Origin of the sequence: Caballeronia sp. LjRoot31 (assembly GCF_964253885.1) — a bacterium.
In the GTDB taxonomy this organism is placed as follows: domain Bacteria; phylum Pseudomonadota; class Gammaproteobacteria; order Burkholderiales; family Burkholderiaceae; genus Caballeronia.
This window is the reverse complement of record NZ_CAXURX020000003.1, coordinates 1,576,138-1,594,986: the sequence shown is the minus strand read 5'-3', so window position 1 is coordinate 1,594,986 and position 18,849 is coordinate 1,576,138. Positions and strand designations below refer to the sequence as shown.

At 59.5% G+C, this 18,849-nt stretch carries 14 protein-coding genes and 1 pseudogene; 12 read left to right on the top strand and 3 right to left on the bottom strand.

The window, feature by feature from the left end; all coding sequences use genetic code 11:
- Window positions 1-114: 114 nt before the first annotated feature.
- The 10 genes from ACSQ8V_RS35820 to ACSQ8V_RS35775 all read left to right on the top strand — a co-directional run bounded on the left by ACSQ8V_RS35820 (window position 115) and on the right by ACSQ8V_RS35775 (window position 10,926).
- Window positions 115-816 (top strand): PIG-L deacetylase family protein, encoded by a 702-nt coding sequence (locus tag ACSQ8V_RS35820; RefSeq protein ID WP_436208976.1) that lies wholly within the window; start codon window positions 115-117, stop codon window positions 814-816.
- Window positions 813-1,778 carry a glycosyltransferase family 2 protein gene (locus ACSQ8V_RS35815; protein ID WP_436208975.1) on the top strand — a complete coding sequence of 322 codons (966 nt, stop codon included), beginning with the start codon at window positions 813-815 and terminating at the stop codon, window positions 1,776-1,778. Before ACSQ8V_RS35820 ends, ACSQ8V_RS35815 begins: the two co-directional genes overlap by 4 nt.
- Before the next feature lie 191 nt (window positions 1,779-1,969).
- The gene (locus tag ACSQ8V_RS35810; protein ID WP_436208974.1) at window positions 1,970-3,274 is read left to right on the top strand and encodes a glycosyltransferase family 4 protein; all 1,305 of its coding nucleotides are present in this window, start codon (window positions 1,970-1,972) and stop codon (window positions 3,272-3,274) included.
- 29 nt (window positions 3,275-3,303) lie between these two features.
- Complete coding sequence (locus ACSQ8V_RS35805; protein WP_436209256.1) at window positions 3,304-3,882, top strand: D-glycero-alpha-D-manno-heptose-1,7-bisphosphate 7-phosphatase; 579 nt, start codon at window positions 3,304-3,306, stop codon at window positions 3,880-3,882.
- Complete coding sequence (waaF, locus tag ACSQ8V_RS35800) at window positions 3,879-5,048, top strand: lipopolysaccharide heptosyltransferase II (RefSeq protein ID WP_436208973.1); 1,170 nt, start codon at window positions 3,879-3,881, stop codon at window positions 5,046-5,048. Before ACSQ8V_RS35805 ends, waaF begins: the two co-directional genes overlap by 4 nt.
- A 28-nt stretch (window positions 5,049-5,076) precedes the next feature.
- Window positions 5,077-6,822 (top strand): carbamoyltransferase family protein, encoded by a 1,746-nt coding sequence (locus ACSQ8V_RS35795; protein ID WP_436208972.1) that lies wholly within the window; start codon window positions 5,077-5,079, stop codon window positions 6,820-6,822.
- Window positions 6,819-7,886, top strand: a complete 1,068-nt coding sequence (locus ACSQ8V_RS35790; protein ID WP_436208971.1) for a glycosyltransferase — start codon at window positions 6,819-6,821, stop codon at window positions 7,884-7,886. The genes ACSQ8V_RS35795 and ACSQ8V_RS35790 overlap by 4 nt, the downstream gene beginning before the upstream one ends.
- On the top strand, window positions 7,883-8,965 hold the full coding sequence (locus tag ACSQ8V_RS35785; protein ID WP_436208970.1) for a glycosyltransferase family 9 protein: 1,083 nt from the start codon (window positions 7,883-7,885) through the stop codon (window positions 8,963-8,965). Before ACSQ8V_RS35790 ends, ACSQ8V_RS35785 begins: the two co-directional genes overlap by 4 nt.
- Window positions 8,955-9,914, top strand: a complete 960-nt coding sequence (locus tag ACSQ8V_RS35780) for a glycosyltransferase (protein ID WP_436208969.1) — start codon at window positions 8,955-8,957, stop codon at window positions 9,912-9,914. Before ACSQ8V_RS35785 ends, ACSQ8V_RS35780 begins: the two co-directional genes overlap by 11 nt.
- A 25-nt stretch (window positions 9,915-9,939) precedes the next feature.
- Entirely contained in the window at window positions 9,940-10,926 is a 987-nt protein-coding gene (locus ACSQ8V_RS35775; RefSeq protein ID WP_436186367.1) for a UDP-glucuronic acid decarboxylase family protein, read from the top strand.
- A gap of 503 nt (window positions 10,927-11,429) precedes the next feature.
- Here ACSQ8V_RS35775 and ACSQ8V_RS35770 read toward each other — a convergent pair.
- Window positions 11,430-12,638 (bottom strand): alcohol dehydrogenase catalytic domain-containing protein, encoded by a 1,209-nt coding sequence (locus tag ACSQ8V_RS35770; RefSeq protein ID WP_436208968.1) that lies wholly within the window; start codon window positions 12,636-12,638, stop codon window positions 11,430-11,432.
- A gap of 163 nt (window positions 12,639-12,801) precedes the next feature.
- On the opposite strand from ACSQ8V_RS35770, the pseudogene ACSQ8V_RS35765 reads away from it, so the two are divergent.
- Both ACSQ8V_RS35765 and ACSQ8V_RS35760 read left to right on the top strand, forming a co-directional pair.
- Window positions 12,802-13,293: pseudogene (locus ACSQ8V_RS35765) on the top strand (IS6 family transposase); the annotation flags it as partial.
- A 90-nt stretch (window positions 13,294-13,383) separates the two neighbouring features.
- A complete protein-coding gene (locus ACSQ8V_RS35760) occupies window positions 13,384-13,812 on the top strand; it encodes a hypothetical protein (RefSeq protein WP_436208967.1) in 429 nt (142 codons plus the stop codon).
- Window positions 13,813-14,045: 233 nt separating this feature from the next.
- Here the strand turns inward: ACSQ8V_RS35760 and ACSQ8V_RS35755 are convergent, their stop codons facing one another.
- Window positions 14,046-16,178 carry a LamG-like jellyroll fold domain-containing protein gene (locus ACSQ8V_RS35755; RefSeq protein WP_436208966.1) on the bottom strand — a complete coding sequence of 711 codons (2,133 nt, stop codon included), beginning with the start codon at window positions 16,176-16,178 and terminating at the stop codon, window positions 14,046-14,048.
- 379 nt (window positions 16,179-16,557) lie between these two features.
- A complete protein-coding gene (locus ACSQ8V_RS35750; protein ID WP_436208965.1) occupies window positions 16,558-18,759 on the bottom strand; it encodes a TonB-dependent receptor in 2,202 nt (733 codons plus the stop codon).
- Window positions 18,760-18,849: the final 90 nt, after the last annotated feature.

The window sequence follows — 18,849 nt, the reverse complement described above, 5'->3', positions numbered from 1 at the left end:
AGGGCGGACAGGCTTGCGGCTCGCGCATCGACCTGGCTCGACCAAACGCATCTAAACGCGGACCCCAGGTCCGCGTTTTGCGTTTTCGGATGACATTCCTCTTGCCACCTCGCCATGTCCGATACCCTTGCTCGCCCACTGGTGATGTCACCGCATTTCGACGACGCCGTCTTCAGTTGCGGAGCGACGCTCGCCGCTCATCCGGGAGCAGTCGTTTACACCGTCTTCTCCGGCTGCCCCGCCGCAGATGTCATGACGAAGTGGGACCGCCAGTGCGGCTTCGATAACGCCGCTCACGCAATGCATGAACGCTCGCTGGAAAACCACCGCGCCCTGGATGTCCTGAGTGCGGTGCCCGATCGAGGGGATTTTCTCGATGCACAATATGTTCCGTTTGCACTGCCCGCGCATGCCCCGACTCAGGACGCGATCGCCCAGGCGCTCGATCGGTCGCTGCACCGCCACGGGGCTCGTACGCTCGTGATCCCCCTCGGCTTGTTCCACTCCGACCACGAACTCGTGCATCGCGCATGCACCGATGTCTGGCGAGCCAACCCGGAGCTGGTCTGCTTCGCTTATGAGGACGCTCTCTACCGGCGTCTGGCCGGCCAGTTGCAAATACGCATGGCGGAGCTCGTTTCGCGCGGCATCATCGCGACACCGGTCATCGAGAACTGGCGAGCCGATCCATCCCATCAGGCCGCGAAACGCGAAGCCGTCAAAGCGTACGCAAGCCAGCTCAAGGCGTTCGGACCTGATGGCTACGACGATGTCTTTTGTACCGAACGCTGTTGGAAGCTTGAGCTAGCGGCATGAGGAACGTGAAGAACGACGACGCCCCAGGGGACGGCCGGCCGGCCGCGGATGCACCTCCGAAGATATCGGTCGTCGTGCTGACGTACAACCGCTCGGCGCAAGTGCTCGAGACCCTCGCGCGACTGAGCGCGCTACCTGACCGAGCGCGTCTGATCGTTGTCGACAATGGCTCGACCGATGCCACTGCGGAACATATTGCCGAGCGCTTCCCCGGGGTCACCCTCATTACCGCACAGAAAAACCTTGGTGCAGCCGGACGCAACCTCGGCGTCGCAAGCGCGAGTACGGAGTACGTTGCATTCTGCGATGACGACACGTGGTGGCATCCGGGATCGCTATCGCGCGCGGTCCAATTGTTGGACCAGTCACCCCGTGTCGGCGTGCTGAGCGCCCGGGTGCTGGTCGGCGAAGCAGGCGACACCGACGCGACCTGCCGGCTGATGGCACGCAGCCCGCTTGACGCCGCCGGCTTGCCCGGCCCTTCACTGATCGGGTATATGGCCGGGGCCTGTGTGTTCAGAACGCCGCTCTATCGGCAGATAGGCGGATACGAATCGCGCTTTTTTATCGGCGGCGAAGAAACGCTGGCCTCACTCGATGTGCTCGCATGCGGCTTCGCCATTGTGTACGCCGAAGAATTGATCGTCCATCACCATCCCTCCCCGCTGCGGGACAGCGCGCTCCGGCGTCGACTGCTCGCCCGCAATGCCGCGTGGGTTGCATGGATGCGCTTGTCGTGGGGCGAAGGGTGGCGCGCCACATGGGCTGCAGTGCGCGTCATGCGCCGCGAAGGTTCTTTTGTTCGCGACGCGTTGGCGTTGTTCGCTGCACTGCCGTGGGCGTTGACCCGGCGTCGCGCGATTCCGCTTGAAGTTGAGCAGATGCGGGAGGCCGTACGTCGCTCGCAAGCGATCGACGACACGAGCGACGCCGGCCCTGACGCGTCTACGCACCCGATGTAATTCTTCACAAGCCCAATAGCCGCTGTCCGGCGTCCTTGAAGCGCACGCAAAAAAAATGCGTAGGTATGGCAACGAACCAACGCTTGTTTCGTTCGCTTCCCGATGGGCACAACGAATGCTGTGTGTGATGCACGCCGATGTTGATCATGGGCGCCGCCGCATACCAAGACTCGTCGACAAAGGACACCACTGTGAAGATCGCACTCATCAGCGAGCACGCGTCGCCGCTCGCCGCTACCGGCAGCGTCGACAGCGGCGGTCAAAATATCTATGTCGCGAACGTCGCACGTCAGCTTGCCCGAAAAGGTCACCACGTCGACGTCTTCACGCGTTGCGACAAGTCGTTGTTGCCGCTTGTCTCGCGCCTGAACGGGGTACGTGTCATCAATGTACCGGCTGGCCCGAAACGCCAGTTGCCGAAGGAGCAACTCCTTCCGTACATGGAGGACTTCGCGCGTTTCGTCGTCCAATTTTTCCGTCATGAACCATCACGCTACGACGTCGTGCACGCAAACTTCTTTATGTCCGGACTGGTCGGTCTGCGTGTGAAGGAATCGCTTGGCATTCCTCTCGTGACGACCTTTCATGCGCTTGGTCGCGTACGGCGCCTGCATCAGGGCGCAGATGATGGTTTCCCTGACGAGCGCTTCGACATCGAGGACAGGCTCGTGCGCGAGTCCGACTCGGTGATCGCCGAGTGCCCGCAGGATGAATCGGACCTGGTCTCGCTTTATCAAGCGGATAACGGTCGTATCGACGTTGTGCCCTGCGGCTTCGACCACGAGGAATTTCACCCTGTCGACAAGCATGCTGCCCGCGCCGAACTGGGCTGGCCGCTGGACCGTTTCATCGCGCTGCAACTGGGACGGATGGTGCCGCGCAAGGGTATCGACACGGTGGTACGTGCCATTGGCTTGTGTAACTGCGCGCTTGGCGAGGAAGCCCATCTCTATGTGGTGGGTGGCAACTCCGACGAAGCCAACGAGATCGCGACGCCCGAGATCGGCCGCTTGCGCGCCATTGCACGTGAATGCGGCGTAACGGATCGCGTCAATTTCCTCGGCCGTCGAGCACGTGCGAACCTGCGTCTTTACTACAACGCGGCGGACGTATTCGTCACGACGCCCTGGTACGAACCATTCGGCATTACCCCGTTGGAAGCGATGGCCTGCAGCACGCCGGTGATCGGCGCGAACGTTGGCGGCATTCGTTATTCGGTAGCGCATGGCGAGACCGGATTGCTCGTGCCGCCGAAAGACCCTCTCGCCGTCGCCCACGGCTTGGTCACGCTCAAGCGCGACCCGCAGCGTGCACAAAGCATGGGCGCAACAGGGCTCGCGCGCGCCAAGGAGATGTTCACGTGGGAAAGCGTGGCGGACACACTCAGTGAAGTCTATGCACGCGTGGCCGGGATCGACGTGGCCGCCGATGCAGCACGGCATGCATATAACAACGTGCACGACGCTTGGCTCGCAACCGGCGGGGCTTCCGTATGACGTTCCGGATACGCGCGCGCAGTAACACCATGCGGCGCCCCGCTATCTTCCTCGACAAGGACGGAACGCTGCTCGCCGATGTTCCACATAACGTCGATCCGCTCTTGATGCGGCTCGCGCCCGGTGCGTGTGACGCGCTGCGGATCTTCGCGGAGCTCGACCTGCCGCTCTATGTGATCAGCAATCAAAGCGGGGTGGCGATGGGAAAATTTTCAATCGATGCGCTGGATATTGTCAATAAGCGCCTGCACGAACTCGTCCGCGACTGTGGTGCGATGCTGTCCGGCATCTACTGGTGCACGCATCATCCCGACGGCAGCGTTGCCCCTCATAACCGGCTCTGTAATTGCCGCAAGCCGGCGCCGGGCATGCTGCTGCGCGCCGCTCGTGAACACGGGATCGCACTCGAAGAAAGCTGGTTCGCCGGCGACATTCTCGACGATGTCGAGGCAGGCAATCGCGCCGGTTGCCGCACGGTCCTCATCGATAACGGCAACGAGACCGTGTGGCGTCGCGGACTCTTTCGGCAACCGCACTGCGTGGTAGCCAACCTTCATGATGCAGCGCTGACGATTCGACACAGCATTCGACCGGAGCTCACGACATGACGCACACGCCGGTGGTCCGGATCGCCGTCGATTCGCATGCTCGTACGCCTGCAGCCACGTCGGTACGGCCGTGGGGCGCCGAGCTCAAACGCATCCTCTGCGTGCGCCTGGACAACCTCGGCGACGTGCTCATGACCACCCCCGCCCTGCACGCCTTGCGTAGCTCGGCGCCTGATCGCCACATCACGTTGCTGGCATCGCATTCCGGAGCACGCGCGGCAGCGCTTATCGATAGTGTCGATGCGGTGATCGAATACGACGCCCCGTGGGTGAAAAACAACCGTCCCGCCGATGCGGCTGTGGACCTGGCGATCGCCAAGCGCCTGAGCGAAGAAGCTTTCGACGCTGCCGTGATTTTTACCGTCTATAGCCAGAACCCGATGCCCGCCGCGATGCTGTGTCATCTAGCCAGTATTCCAAGACGCCTCGCGCACTGCCGCGAGAATCCCTATGCACTATTGACCGACTGGATTGCCGAGCCCGAACCGCAAACCGGCACACGGCATGAAGTCGAACGGCAACTGGCGCTGGTCAGGCACGTGGGCGCAGTGTCATCGAATCAGCGAATGCGTTTAAACGTGCTACCCCGCGATGCCGCGTCGTTGCACCTCAAGCTTGCGCAGCGCGGTATCTCGCTCGATGCCCCGTTCATTGTGATGCATCCCGGCGCCACGGCCGCGTCGCGGCGCTATCCTGCCGAGCGCTTCGCGCAGGTCGCCGCGCAGCTCTCGGAGCTGACCGGCTGGCCGGTACTGATCACCGGCGGTGCGGACGAAGCGGGCGTGTGTGCGCAGGCATGCGGGGCACACCAGTCGGCCATCAATCTCGCAGGCGCGCTCGAACTCGGCGAGCTGGCAGCGCTGATCGATCGCGCAAAGGTGCTGGTATCGAACAACAGCGGACCTGTGCATATAGCGTCGGCGCTCGGTACCGCGGTGGTCGACCTGTATGCGTTGACGAATCCGCAACATACGCCGTGGCAAACGCCGCATGTCGTCCTGCATCACGACGTGCCTTGCCGATGGTGTTATCGCAGCGTATGCCCCGAAGGACATCATGCCTGTCTTACCGGCGTCACGGTAGGACAGGTAATCGACGCAACCATGCGACTGCTGCGTGCCGATTCTGCATCGAGCGCCGTCGACGCAATGCTGACCACCTCATGAAACGCTTCGTCACCAGGGCTATCAACCCATGTACACATTAGGCATCAACGCGGTTTACCACGACAGCGCGGCTGCGCTGATCGAGGATGGCGTCGTCATTGCGGCGGCAGAGGAAGAGCGTTTCACGCATATCAAGCACGCGAAGCGGCCGGTGCCTTTCTCAACCTGGCAACTACCCTTCGATGCGATTGACTACTGTCTCAAAGAGGCCGGCATCGAGCTCGCTGATATTGATCACGTCGCGTATTCGTACGACCCAAAGCTGCTTTCCTCGATGCCCGCGCATGCGGGGGCCACGATCGAGCTGCCGCTCGAACCCGGGCTCAAGCCACTTGCCAATCCCTCCGAATCGCCCTGGGACCCCTTGTTTTTAAGCTATATCGTAAATGCGAGAGCACAACTGACAGACGGTGCGCCGCATCATCTGATGAAACGCTTTCGCAGCGGCGGCCGCACGATGCGCTTCGAGTGGCACTACGTGGACCATCATCTTTCGCATGAGGCCAGTGCGTTTCTCGCCGCGCCGTTCAGGGACACCGCGGTGCTGAGCATGGACGGCCGTGGCGAAGGCGTGACAACGAGTCTCGGACAATTCGTGGACGGGGAATACAAGCGGCTCAAGCAGGTCGAGTTGCCGCATTCCCTCGGGCTGCTGTACGAGAGCGTGACCGGCTACCTGGGTTTTCTTCACTCCTCTGACGAATACAAGGTGATGGCGCTGGCGTCGTACGGCAAGCCCGCCTATGTCGACGCCTTCCGGGAGATCGTGAGATACCGGCACGACGGCACTTATACGGTCGATGCTCCGCGCCTCGTTGAACGCTTCGGGCCAGCACGCGAACGCGGTGGGCCGCTCGAGCAGAAGCACTTCGATATTGCGCATTCATTGCAGGTCACACTGGAAGAAACGGTGCTGCAGCTTGCCGGCTGGCTGCATGCGCAAACCGGCCTGGAAAATCTGGCGATGGCAGGCGGCGTGGCATTGAACTGCGTGATGAACGCACGCGTGCGGGACCGTGGTCCGTTCGCCCAAGTATGGGTGCAACCGGCGTCCGGTGATGCCGGCACGGCACTCGGCGCAGCGCTATGGATCGATTATCGCAAGCGCGCCGAATCCGGCGACCGCTCGCGCCGGTGGCAGATGGACCACGCGTACCTCGGCCCCGGGTATGCGGATGACGAGATCGAGCAACTCTTGAAATGGACCAAAGCGCCTTACCGTCGCCTCCGGGATGTGGCCGGCGAAACAGCGGAGATCCTTGCGTCCAACCGGGTGATCGGCTGGTATCAAGGCCGCACGGAGTTCGGGCCGCGCGCGCTCGGCGCACGCTCGATCCTTGCCTCGCCTATCGATCCGCGCATGCAGGCAAGGCTCAACGAGATCAAGGATCGTGAGGATTTCAGGCCCGTCGCGCCGGTGGTAATGGAAGATTACGCGAACGAGTGGTTTGTGGATGGCGGCGTGGCGCCGTTCATGCTGTTCATCTTCGATGTGCGCCCGGCCAAGGAAAAGCATATCCCGGCAGTTCGTCATGTGGATGGGACCGCACGAGTGCAAACGGTGAATCGCCGTCAGCATGCGCTGTACTACGACCTTATCGATGCGTTCAGGCGACGCACCGGCGTGCCCATCCTGGTCAATACATCCTTCAACACCAGAGGCGAGCCCATGGTGAATTCGCCGCGCGACGCGCTCGAATCGTTCTGGACCTCGCCGCTCGATGCACTGGTGATCGGCTCGTTCCTGATCGAAAAAAATGGAGTGGGGGTATGAGCGTATTTATGAGCGCGCTTGCGGCAGATGCCTTCGACGAGTTCCATAGTAAAGCTGACGCGAACGCAATCGATTCGCCCATAGCCCGGACGCCCGACATCTCCGTGGTTGTTCCCACTTACCGCCGACCGGCGATGCTCGAACGCTGCCTCGCGTCGCTGCTGACGCAGGATTACGATCCGGCTCGCTTTGAAATTATTGTCTGCGACGACGGCCCCGACGATGCGACTCGCGCCAGCGTTGAGCGTATCGCGCGGGAACACGCGGCGAACGGGCCGTGCGTGCACTATGTACCGGTGACGGCAACGCAAGGCCCGGCGGGCGCGCGCAACGCCGGATGGCGGCTCTCGCGCGCGGCAAGCATTGCCTTCACCGACGACGATACCCAGCCGGACGCGCGCTGGTTATCGTCGGGCGTGAAAGCCCTGGCAACAGGCGTCGGCGCGGTATCCGGTCGTATCATCGTGCCGCTCGGGAGCCGTCCCACGGACTATGAGAACGATGCAGCCGGACTCGCGCGCGCGGAGTTTGCTACCGCCAACACGTTTGCGAATCGACGAGCGCTTGAGCGCATAGGCGGTTTTGACGCGCGCTTTACCTCGGCGTGGCGCGAGGATTCCGATTTGCAGTTCGCGCTCATGGAAGCAGGCATTCCGATCGCCCGCGCCGACGACGCGATCGTCTTGCATCCAGTCAGGCCAGCACGCTGGGGCGTGAGTTTATCGCAGCAAAAGAAGAGTCAGTTTGACGCGCTGCTTTATAAAAAATACCCACTGTTGTACAAGCGCCGTATTCGACGCGGGCCCCCATTGTTGTATTACGCCATCGTCATTGCCGTGGTCATTTTGTTTTGCGCCGCGGTATTGGGCCATGCGCGTATAGCGGGCTATGCAGCCGCGGCGTGGCTTGCGATGACCGCGTGGTTCTGCGTCAAACGGCTATCCGATACGTCCCGCGCACCCGCCCACGTGATCGAAATGGCATGTACATCGGTACTTATTCCGTTTCTTTCCATCTACTGGCGCCTCTATGGTGCGTTCAAGTTCAGGGTGTTTTTCTTATGAGCGAGAAGATCGCGATCTTCCGCGCGCTTCAACTCGGCGACATGTTATGTGCCGTGCCTGCGCTGCGCGCCTTACGACGAGCAAAGCCCGATGCGCACATAGCCTTGATCGGTCTTCCGTGGGCGCGAAGTTTCGTCGAGCGCTATGCGCATCTCGTCGATGAACTGATCATCTTTCCCGGCGCAGTCGGATTTCCCGAGCAAGCGGAGACAAACGAACATCTCGAAGGCTTCTGGAACGCCATGCGCGAACGTCGTTTCGATCTCGCGATTCAGATGCATGGAAGCGGCGGCATTGCGAACGATATTGTCGGGAAAATGGGAGCGCGCGCCAATGCCGGATTTATACAATCCGGTGAAGCGCTTAGGGACGGCATTTTCATTGGCTGGCCGGACACGCTGCCTGAGATCCTGCGCTATACCGCGTTGATGAACGCTATGGGCATCGAGACGCAAGACAGCAGCCTTGAGATTCCGCTGAGCAACACTGACCGTGCCGAATGCGAAGCGCTGATGAACACCTTCGCGCTGTGTTCCGATCGACTCATCCTCGTTCACCCCGGCGCGCAGTTGCCGTCACGCCGGTGGCCGGCTGATCGGTTCGCTCGAGTCACTTCCTTGCTTGCCGACGATGGCTGGCAGATCGCGATTACCGGTACCGTAGCCGAACGCATCTTCACGTCGAGCATCGCGCTCGCGACAAACGCACGAGCGGTCGATCTCGCCGGCAAGACATCGCTTGGCGGCCTGGCTGCGCTGGTATCGAAGGCACGGCTTGTTGTATGTAACGACACCGGCATGTCGCACGTCGCTGCTGCGATGAAAACACGGAGCGTGGTGATCGCGTTGGGCAGCGACACCAAAAGATGGGCGCCACTGGACAGCGAGCGGCACCGGATACTTGCTCACTATCCACCATGCCGACCATGTGCGTTCCGTGACTGCCCGTACGGGCATCCGTGCGCCCTATACATAAGCGTCAAACAGGTCATGGACGCCGCGTTCGAGCAACTCATGCACGTGTCAGACAGATGCGACGCAGCGGACAACGCTTACCGGGCGATGAGTCATGTCGAATAACCCCTCCCGACGCCTGCGCGTGCTGACCTGGCACGTCCATGGCAATTATTTGTATTACCTCACGCAAGCGCATCACGACTTCTATCTCGTGACGAAGTCCGGTCATCCACCGGGTTACGCAGGCACGGTTGGCGTCCTGCCCTGGGGTAATAACGTTCACGAACTACCGGTAGATAAGGTTGCATCTCAGGAATTCGACGTCATTCTGTTCCAACATAAAGCGCAATGGGACGACGACCGCCTCAATCTGCTTAGCGAAACACAACGCCGCCTGCCACGTGTGTATATAGAACATGACCCGCCGCAGGAAAACGCATTCGAACAACGCCACTGGGTTGACGACGCCAACACGCTGCTGGTTCATGTCACGCATTTCAACCAGCTGATGTGGGACTGCGGCACCACGCCGACGCGGGTGATCGAGCATGGCGTGATCGTTCCCGAAGGCGTGCGTTACACCGGCGAGAAGGCACGCGGGATTGTTGTCATCAACCATCTCAGGCAACGCGGACGGCGTCTGGGCGACGACGTCTATGCAAACGTGAAAGCACACGTTCCGCTGGATCTTGTCGGCATGGATGCGAAGTCCGCTGGGGGTATCGGCGAGATCGGCAATCTGGATCTTGCGGCGTTCAGCGCGAGTTATCGTTTCTTTTTCAACCCGATTCGCTGGACCAGCCTGGGGCTCGCCGTCGTAGAAGCCATGATGATCGGCATGCCGATTGTGGGACTCGCGACCACCGAACTCGCGACCGTCATCCGCAACGGCGAGAGCGGGTATATCGGCACAGACGTGAGCGCGCTGATCCACGCGATGCAGCGTCTGCTGCGCGATCCGGATGAAGCTCGGGCGCTCGGTAACGGTGCACGCAAGGTCGCCATGGACCGCTTTCACATCGACCGCTTCGTGCGCGACTGGAACGAAACGCTGTGTCAGGTGAGCAGTTGACTGCAATTAAACCTGGAGAGCCATCATGAAAGAGCATCATCGCAAGCGCATTCTTGTTACCGGCGGTGCCGGCTTTCTCGGGTCGCACCTGTGCGAGCGCCTGGTGGCGCAAGGGCACGACGTCTTATGCGTGGATAACTTCTACACGGGCACGAAAGACAACATCGCCCATTTGCTGGACTGCGCGAACTTCGAGCTCATGCGTCACGACGTGACTTTCCCTCTCTACGTTGAAGTGGATGAAATCTATAATCTGGCCTGCCCCGCTTCGCCGATTCACTATCAACATGATCCGGTTCAGACCACAAAAACGAGTGTGCATGGTGCGATCAACATGCTCGGTCTGGCCAAGCGCGTCAAGGCGCGAATATTTCAGGCCTCGACCAGCGAGGTCTATGGCGACGCCCTTGTTCACCCGCAAAAGGAGGACTACTGGGGTCATGTAAATCCACTGGGGCCGCGGGCATGCTACGACGAAGGCAAGCGCTGCGCGGAGACGTTGTTCGTGGATTACCGGCGACAACATGGCTTGTCAATCAAGATCGCGCGGATCTTCAATACCTACGGCCCGCGGATGCACCCATGCGATGGCCGGGTGATCTCCAACTTCATGATGCAGGCGCTTGAGGGCAAGCCGATCACGATCTATGGCGACGGTCTGCAAACACGGTCATTCTGTTACGTGGACGACATGATCGACGCGTTCATTAGCTTGATGAACAGTCCTGAAGGCATAACGGGTCCGATGAACCTCGGTAATCCGCATGAGTTGTCGATGCTGGATATCGCACGGCGAATTATCGAGCTGACGAGGTCGCGGTCGGAGATCGTCTTCGTGCCATTGCCGATGGACGACCCTTGTCATCGGCAACCGGACATCACGTTTGCAATCGACACACTAGGATGGAAACCGGAAACCGAACTCGACGAAGGCCTGAATCGCACAGCGCGTTATTTCCATCGTTTTACGCAAGAAGCGGCGGGGCGGCTGGGTCTAGCTGTGCCCGTGTGAGCGCCGCCGGCCACCGGGCAACGGGCGCACGACATAGCCTGGAGCGGCTCGCCGCGGTCCCGAGAAAGGGCCGCGGCAGGCGTTTGCCATAACACAGAGTTCGCTGACCAGGAACGAAGTCTGTCCAGGCACAGCGAAAGGGGGCGCCGTCCCGTCGCTTGTCGAGCATCGTGATGCATGCATTCGGTCGGCGATATTTAATCCGCCGCTACGCCCTTTGGTCATCTCCGCTTCGTACTTTCCAGAGGAAATGCTGCTGAGAGCCACTCCTTCCCGCGCGTCGTAATTTCAAGGTAGCGGTGATCATCAGTACATCTTCGAGCAAGAGGATACTTCCCGCTTAGTAAAAACGTCTCGACTGTGATCTCCACGACTCGATAACGACTTTGCGACATTTTTCGCAAGATGGGGACCGCTGAGAGCATCACTGTGGCGGAAAACGGTGTTCGCACGCGTGAATTTTCGAGGATCTGCATTTCAGTCTCCTTTCCCGTATGCGACGCTTAACCGTCCACCGCGAGCTTTACCTTGAGCCAGCCCGGCTGTCTGGCATCGAACGCTTTATACGCATCGAGCACGTTCATCATCGGCTCGCGGTTCGTCAGTACGGATAGCGGATCGAACGAGCCGTTGCGCACCTTTTCCACCAGTTGCGGAATGATCGAGCGATGGTTGCAATTACCCATTTTGATCACGAGATTCTTGTTCATGGCCGCACCCATCGGAAAAAAGCGATCGTTGGGTGGATATACTCCGATTACGCCCAGTGTGCCGGCCTTTGCAAGGGCCGCCACGGCCCAGTTGAGCACTTGGACAGGCGCGTTACCGGGAGCCCAGTTGGGGCCGTCCTCGTGCCGCTCCGACGTAATCTCGCGGCTCTCGGACTCCGCCTGTTCTTTCTCATCCGCCGAAGCGGCTGGGCCGCTGTCCGGATGTTGCGCATCGACACCGACTGCATCGATTACCCGATCTACGCCAATGCCGCCTGTCAGCGCCATGATCGCTTCGACGGGATCCTCGGCGTCGAAGTTGATAACCTCGGCGCCGAGAGACCGCGCGCTGTCGAGTCTGTCCTGAAGGCGGTCCACTGCGATCACACGCCCGGCACCCATCTGAAACGCGCTCGCAATGGCGAACTGTCCCACCGGACCGGCTCCGAATACGGCTACCGTGTCCCCGAGAGAAACCTCCGCGAGTTGCGCGCCGAAGAAGCCGGTCGGGTAGATATCGGACATCAGGATCGCGCGGTCGTCGTCAATACTGTCGGGCAACTTGATCAGGCTCGCATTGGCGAATGGTGTGCGCGCGTATTCCGCCTGCAAGCCGTTGATGGGGCCAGTCGATTTCGGACCCCCGAAAAACGCAGTGCCGGCGCTCGGGCCGTTCGGGTTCGCTACATCACATTGGGCGGTATAGCCGAAGCGGCAATACGAACAAAAGCCGCACGAAATGGTGGATGGAATGAGCACGCGATCACCTCGCCTGATATTGCGCACGCCCTTGCCCACCTCTTCCACTACGCCCACACCTTCGTGGCCCAGGATCGTACCCGGCACCATGCCGCCAAGCGTGCCACGAATCATATGCAAATCCGTGCCGCAGATTGCGCTCGACGTGAGTCGTACGATGGCATCGTTATCCTGCTGCAACGTGGGGTCGGAAACGGTATCGAGTGAGATATCGCCAATTCCTTTAAAGACGACTGCTTTCATCGCTGGCTCCCTGGTGGCATTCGTGTCAACGTGGTTATCGATAGCAACGCCGTAGCAACGGCTGCGCCTGAGCGTCGCTCTCCCAACACCCAGATGAAAAAGGTAGCGGGCGGGTCCACCACTTGCTGCGGTTGCAGTGAGCCCTCAATGACCCCCAATGTCCCGTAGGTACAAGCAGCCGGTAGGCAAGAGCTGGCGGATGGACGAAACGTATATCGAAGTCAAAGGCCAGTGGAAGTACCTCTATCGGGAGGTGGACAAGGCGGGCAAAACCATTGATTTCCTGTTCAGAGCCACGCGCGACAAGGTGGCAGCGCGGCGCTTCTTTGAAAAGTCGATCGCTCGGAACGGTGTACCCGAGACGATAATCCGCGACAAAAGCGGCTCTAATCTGGCTACGCTGCACGCGGTGAACGCCGAGCGGGAGACACCCATCACGATCCGTCAAGTCAAGTACCTGAATAACGTGGTCGAGCAAGACCATCGAGCCATCAAACGCATCACCCGACCGACGTTGGGCTTCAAGGATCTTCGTTGCGCCCGCATCATCCTGTCCGGTATCGAAGTAATGCATATGATCAGGAAGGGGCAGATAAAAACCGAGATTGGCACCCATCCTTCCGCCGCCGAGCAGTTTTATTCTATGATTATTTGAGCAGTCCTTTGTCATTTCGGGTCTGCTCATCAAGATGGCTTTATCGCGACAAAACCTCCGCCTTCGACGGATACAGTTGGGAGCACAGCTATGGTGACGGTTAAGTACGAAGATCTAATCCTGGCGTTCGAGTTCATTGGCGCTGCCGCGCCGACAGAGCACAGCGCGTATATATCCCTGGATACGGGCGCAATCTATTGGACATCCGAGGTTACCGACGGGCTTGACGACGATGTTCCCGATGATCTTGAAGTCTCGGACCGTTACGTCGCCATACCGCACAAGACCGATCTTGAGCTTGGACGTGATCTCGCGCTGCGCTTTGTCGCAGAGCAATTGCCTGACCGGTACACGCAGGTCTACGGATTTTTCCAGCGGCAAGGCGCGTACTCGCGGTTCAAGGATTTGCTCGAATCGTGCGGTGTACTCGAGCAGTGGTATGGATTTGAAGCTGACGCTGCCGAACGAGCGCTGCGCCGGTGGTGTGCCGAAACCGGTATCGAGCTTCAGGACACGTGACTAGCTTGGCCTTCAGGCGATAAATACCTTGAGCTGTTTTCGTTTGCGCGAAAGCACCAGCGTCATAGCCCTTATCCGCAATAACTGTTTAAATTCCGTTTCCTGAAACCGCCTCAAGTGCAACAAGTGAGCTTCGGATTGCCTCGTAATTCAGTGGCAGCGCAATGAAAGATGACGGGTTGGGACACGGTCCCGACCCGTCCCGCAATAACCACGTAACTACGACCGCGTTATCAAGCGCGAGCAGTCAGCCACTTCGCCGGCGGAAGCGGCTTCGGTGTAATGCGGATTTCGCCCATGGCGCCGAGGAAACCGCCGCTCAGGTTACCGTCGTTCCCCAAGCCCGCGCCCACGGCCCACGGCAAGTCGAACGTCGCAAGGCCGACCGCGTCCACCGCGTTGCGCAGTACCGGCGCGCCCTCAATATACATAGTCGTTTGTTTTGCGGCCGGATCATTGACGATCGCCACGTGCATCCACGCGTCCAGCAGGATTTCGCCGGACCAGTTCGTGCTCGCGAACATGGGCCCCGCGCCGTCGCCCTTCTCCGTCGTGGTGATTTCCCACTGCACTTCCTTCAGGTTCGAAATGGCGCACTGAACCGGCGGCGATACTTCCCAGCCACCTTCCCATGCCGGAAAATCTCCACGGCGCCCACCGCGCGTCATGATGTTCATCCACTGGTTCCTGGCTGCCGTCCACGACTTGTCGAGCTTGATGAACATCTCGACCGTATAGCCGTCCCTGAACGTTTCCTTGTTGATGGCTGCGGCAACGTCCGTCATGAAGTAGCTGAAACGAGCACCATCCGTGTTCAGGAACTGCACGCTGCCCGGAGCCGACGACAAGCGATGGCGATCGTCCGACCACTTCATGTCGGCAAGTTGACCCGCGCTGCCGTTCCCAATCAGCGCCCCGCGCTTGAGGGCATTGTTGCGGCCGGAGGCGTCGTTGATCACTGTGCCGTCGGCGACAGCGGAGCCCACCGTGCCACCGAAGAAGCGCCAGTGCGCCAGCGTTTCCGCGACCTTCGGATAATCTTCCGCGTTCTTTGCGGGAACTTCCGGCGCGACCGGAATGCCCTTGAAGCCGTCCATGATCAGCGAGGTCGCAATAGCCGTCAGCGACGTATTCGTGGCCTCTGCGGTCTTGAACTTCGGCGCGAAACCGGAGAAGCGCTTGGCGAAATCAACCTTGATCGTGAACTGATGGTTCGCTTCGGTCAGCATGGCCTGATCGAAGCTGTTTAGCGTTTCGGCGGGCTTCTGACGAACCCACGGCGAGAACGACAGCGCCTTGATTTCGTTGTTCGTGAAGTCGAATTCGTAATAACGCATCAAGCCGTTGCCGCCCTGATAAGCCATCTGATAATCGACCACCATTTCTTCAACCGGGTTGCCGAATTCGTTGATCTTCGTGAGGTGCGCAGAGCCGTGATGGTGACCGTTCACCGTCATGAAAATCTGGTCGTTGCTCTTGATCAGCTTCTCCCACAGCATCAGCCCGTAGTCGACTTCCTGCGGGCTCACGGCGTCGTTTGCTATCGCGATCAACTGGTGATTGACGAGAATCGCAGGCAGCGTCGGGTGCGACTGAAGCACGTCGCGCGCCCATGCAATGCCGTTGTCCGACACGCGCCATGACAAGCCCAGCACCAGGAAGCGCTGACCTTCAGCTTCGAAAATATGGTACTCATGGAAGCCGCTCGGATCGCGTCCGCCGAACGTTGCCTGCTGCTTGGCGCGCTTCGTGTCGAACCACTTCAGGTACGGCTCGTCCGCGAGGTCACGGGTGGCATCGGTGCCTGCTCCGTTGCCCGCGCTCTCTTCATAGCCGATGTCGTCACGCACGTCGTGATTGCCCGCTATCACCGAATACGGCAAGCGGTTTTTTTCGAGCACCTTCATTGCGGTATCCGCGATTGCCCATTGCTGCGGCTTGTCAACCTGATCGACGATATCGCCAACGTGGATCACAAACGGAATCTTCAGTGCCTTCGCGTTGTCCGCGAGCCATTGAGTCTGTGCCATGAACGGCTCGCTGCCGTAGAGCTTCTTGAACTGATTGCCGGTTTCCGCGGTGGCATAGCGCGAGTAGAACTGCGTGTCCGGAAGCACTGCGAGACCGAAGCTCGATACCGGTTTGGGCGCTACTGGCGGCGTCGGAGCGGGTGTATTCGCGACCGGCGTGACCGAAGCAGAATCGCTGCTGCCGCCGCATGCTGCGAGGATCGACGTTGCGCCAAGTGTAGGAAGGAGAACGCTCATCCTGACGAACGACCGGCGGCTTTGATTGGCTATGTCGCGAACGTCGGGAATGATGTTTTCAGCGGAAACAACTGACGTTGATGCGGGTTTCTTGCTCATCGACTCTACGGCTCCGAATGCTTTATATCAATGAATGGAGCCGCGACTTTAGGGTTTAATTATTACTAATATATTACATATACATAACTATTATTTAATTTTGTTAGGTAAACTGCGGACTGCGGTCGAGAGATCCAGGGACGGATGGGGACTATTTCAATTAATTCATTTATCCCTATATGATAGGTAATCCGAACTATTTTCTCTGCCGGTGCGAGATGCTCAAAAAACATGGCTTTGTCGCATTGGCGATGTCGCGGTAACATTCGGGTCGCCAAAATTCGTCGATTAACGATGAAGAAGATCGCGACACCCGAACGGCTCTTGCTTTGGGCATTGCGAATGCATCGCTTGATCTCCAATGCGGCTGAGCCTCATCCTAGAAATCGGAATGGAGGGTGACAAAGGCACTCAGCGGTTGACCGACATACGCGCCTGCAGCGTTAGCGGCAATGAAATATCTTCGGCCAGTGATGTTGTGCACATTGAGGTCCACACCCCAATGCCGTGCCTCAAAGCCGAAAGCGGCATTCGCAATCACGTAGGACGGAATCGAATTGACGTTGGTGATATCGCTGTAACTCTTTCCCAGATAGTTCAACCCTGCGCCCACATGGAACCCCGGGATACCGGCGATTGAAAAGTCATACGTAGTCCATATATTCGCCATATACGCCGGAACGCCCTGTGGATGATTGCCCACTGAAGTGATACCCTGGGGATTGTCGGTAATGACCGCGTGCTGGGCTGTCACGTTGGCCGACAGGTGCCAACGGTCGGTGATTGCGGCGTCCAGCGACGCCTCGGCGCCCTTCGTCTTCTGGCTGTCGAACACCACGGACTCCACGTCGTTGATGGTGGTGAGCGTTGCGACGTTGTCCCGTGAAACGTCGAAGAGCGCAGTGTTCAAAACCAGGCGATCGTCGAGGAACGCGAACTTGATGCCCGCCTCATACTGCAGCGCGGACTCGGGCGCGCCAATGCCGTTCTGCGTATTTTCGGAATTGAAGTCGGCGAGATGGCTTTTCGATACGCCGACGTAAGGAGACATCCACGGCAGCAGCTTATACAGGGCCCCGATATTCCAGCTCACCGGGGCGTCATCGCGGTTATCCGTGACGCCGGCGAGGAGCGGCTGCCCTCCAGTCCCGAAACGCCCAGGCACAGAGATGAGCGGCGTCAGCGACGTGTCCCACCAATCCTTGCGTACCCCCGCGCGGACCTTGAACTTGTCCGTGACATCGATCTGGTCGGTAGCATAAATGCTGTAGTAGTTCGCGGCGAGGTGATCGTCGTCGCAGGAATGCTTCGCGTCGCACAGGAATGTCAGGTTGCCGACGGAGGTTTCCGGCGGGACCGGCGCGAACGCGTCGGCGATGTTGGGTAGGTCGGCGGTCGAGCGCTTCGTATCGATCGTCTGGTGCTGGTACTCGAAGCCGGTCAGCAAGGTGTGAGCGACACTGCCGGTTCCGAAGCGCCAGACCGGCTCCAACTGGTAGTCGAAGGTGTTGTCCGAGTCATCCTGCTGGCGCAGTTGACGCCCTACCACTTCGCCATCGCTCACTTTCGTGCTCGTACTGTCGCCGTTTCCCAGCACGTCGAGCGAGCGATGCAGGTACGAAAAGCGGTTGTTGATGGTGAGGATGTCGTTAACCCGCCACTTGTCCGAGAGCGTGGGACGCACATAGCTTCCGTGAGCGAAGGCAAAGGGCGTGGAGTATTTCGAGTCGATCGACACATTGCTGATAGGCGTGCCGTTCAGATAGATCAATCCATAGGAGTCCGGTGTTTCGTGGATCTCGCGCAGGTCCAGCGCGAAATCGATTGTGTGATTGTCCAGTTGCCACTGCAGCGCAGGTCTCACCTCGTAGTCGTGACTACTCAGGTCGCGAAACCCGTCCGAATGGGAGAAGGTGGCATCAACCCGGTAGTTGAGACCCGCGATGCCGGTCGGGCCCGTGATGTAGTCATTGTTCGTGACGGTGCCGAACGACCCGGCTTGTACGCTTGCGCCGTAGTGCAGTTCCGGCGACGGCGTGTAGTGCACGATGTTGATCGTGCCTCCAGGCGGCCCGCTGCCGAAGAGTGCCGACCCCGGCCCCTCCAGGACTTCGATGCGCTGCACGCCGTTGAGCGAGTGCGAGATGCCACCCAGAAGATCGCCATCGGAAAAGCCATCGCTGTAGATCTGGGCGTTCAGGCCGCGGATCAGGAAGTGATCGTAATAGCCCTTCGTATCCTGGCCGCCTACATTGACGCCGCTCGCGTTGCTCACGCCTTCCCGCAGCATGGTCGCGCCCTGTTCGGAGAGCACTGCGCGCGGAATGACCTGGGCGTTGGACGGCAGGTCCTCCAGTTTCGTGCCGGTCTTGCTGGCGGCGCTGACCTGCTTAGGGTCATTGACGCTGGCGTCGCTGCTGAAAGGACTGTAGCTGGACAGCGCAGTGCCGTGAACTTGAATGGGCGGCAGGCTTGCCGGTTGAGGTCCGTCTTGAACCTGCTGGGCAACGGCACGGTCGATTTGTGCAGCGCCAGCCAGAAGAAGAAATCCGGTTCTCAAGTACCTCTGATGTATTTTCATAATGTTTACACTTCTCCTCTATTTTAATTACGGCCATCGATTGATCGTGGATCGTTCACTGCCCTGTTTATGGATATAACAATGGCAATC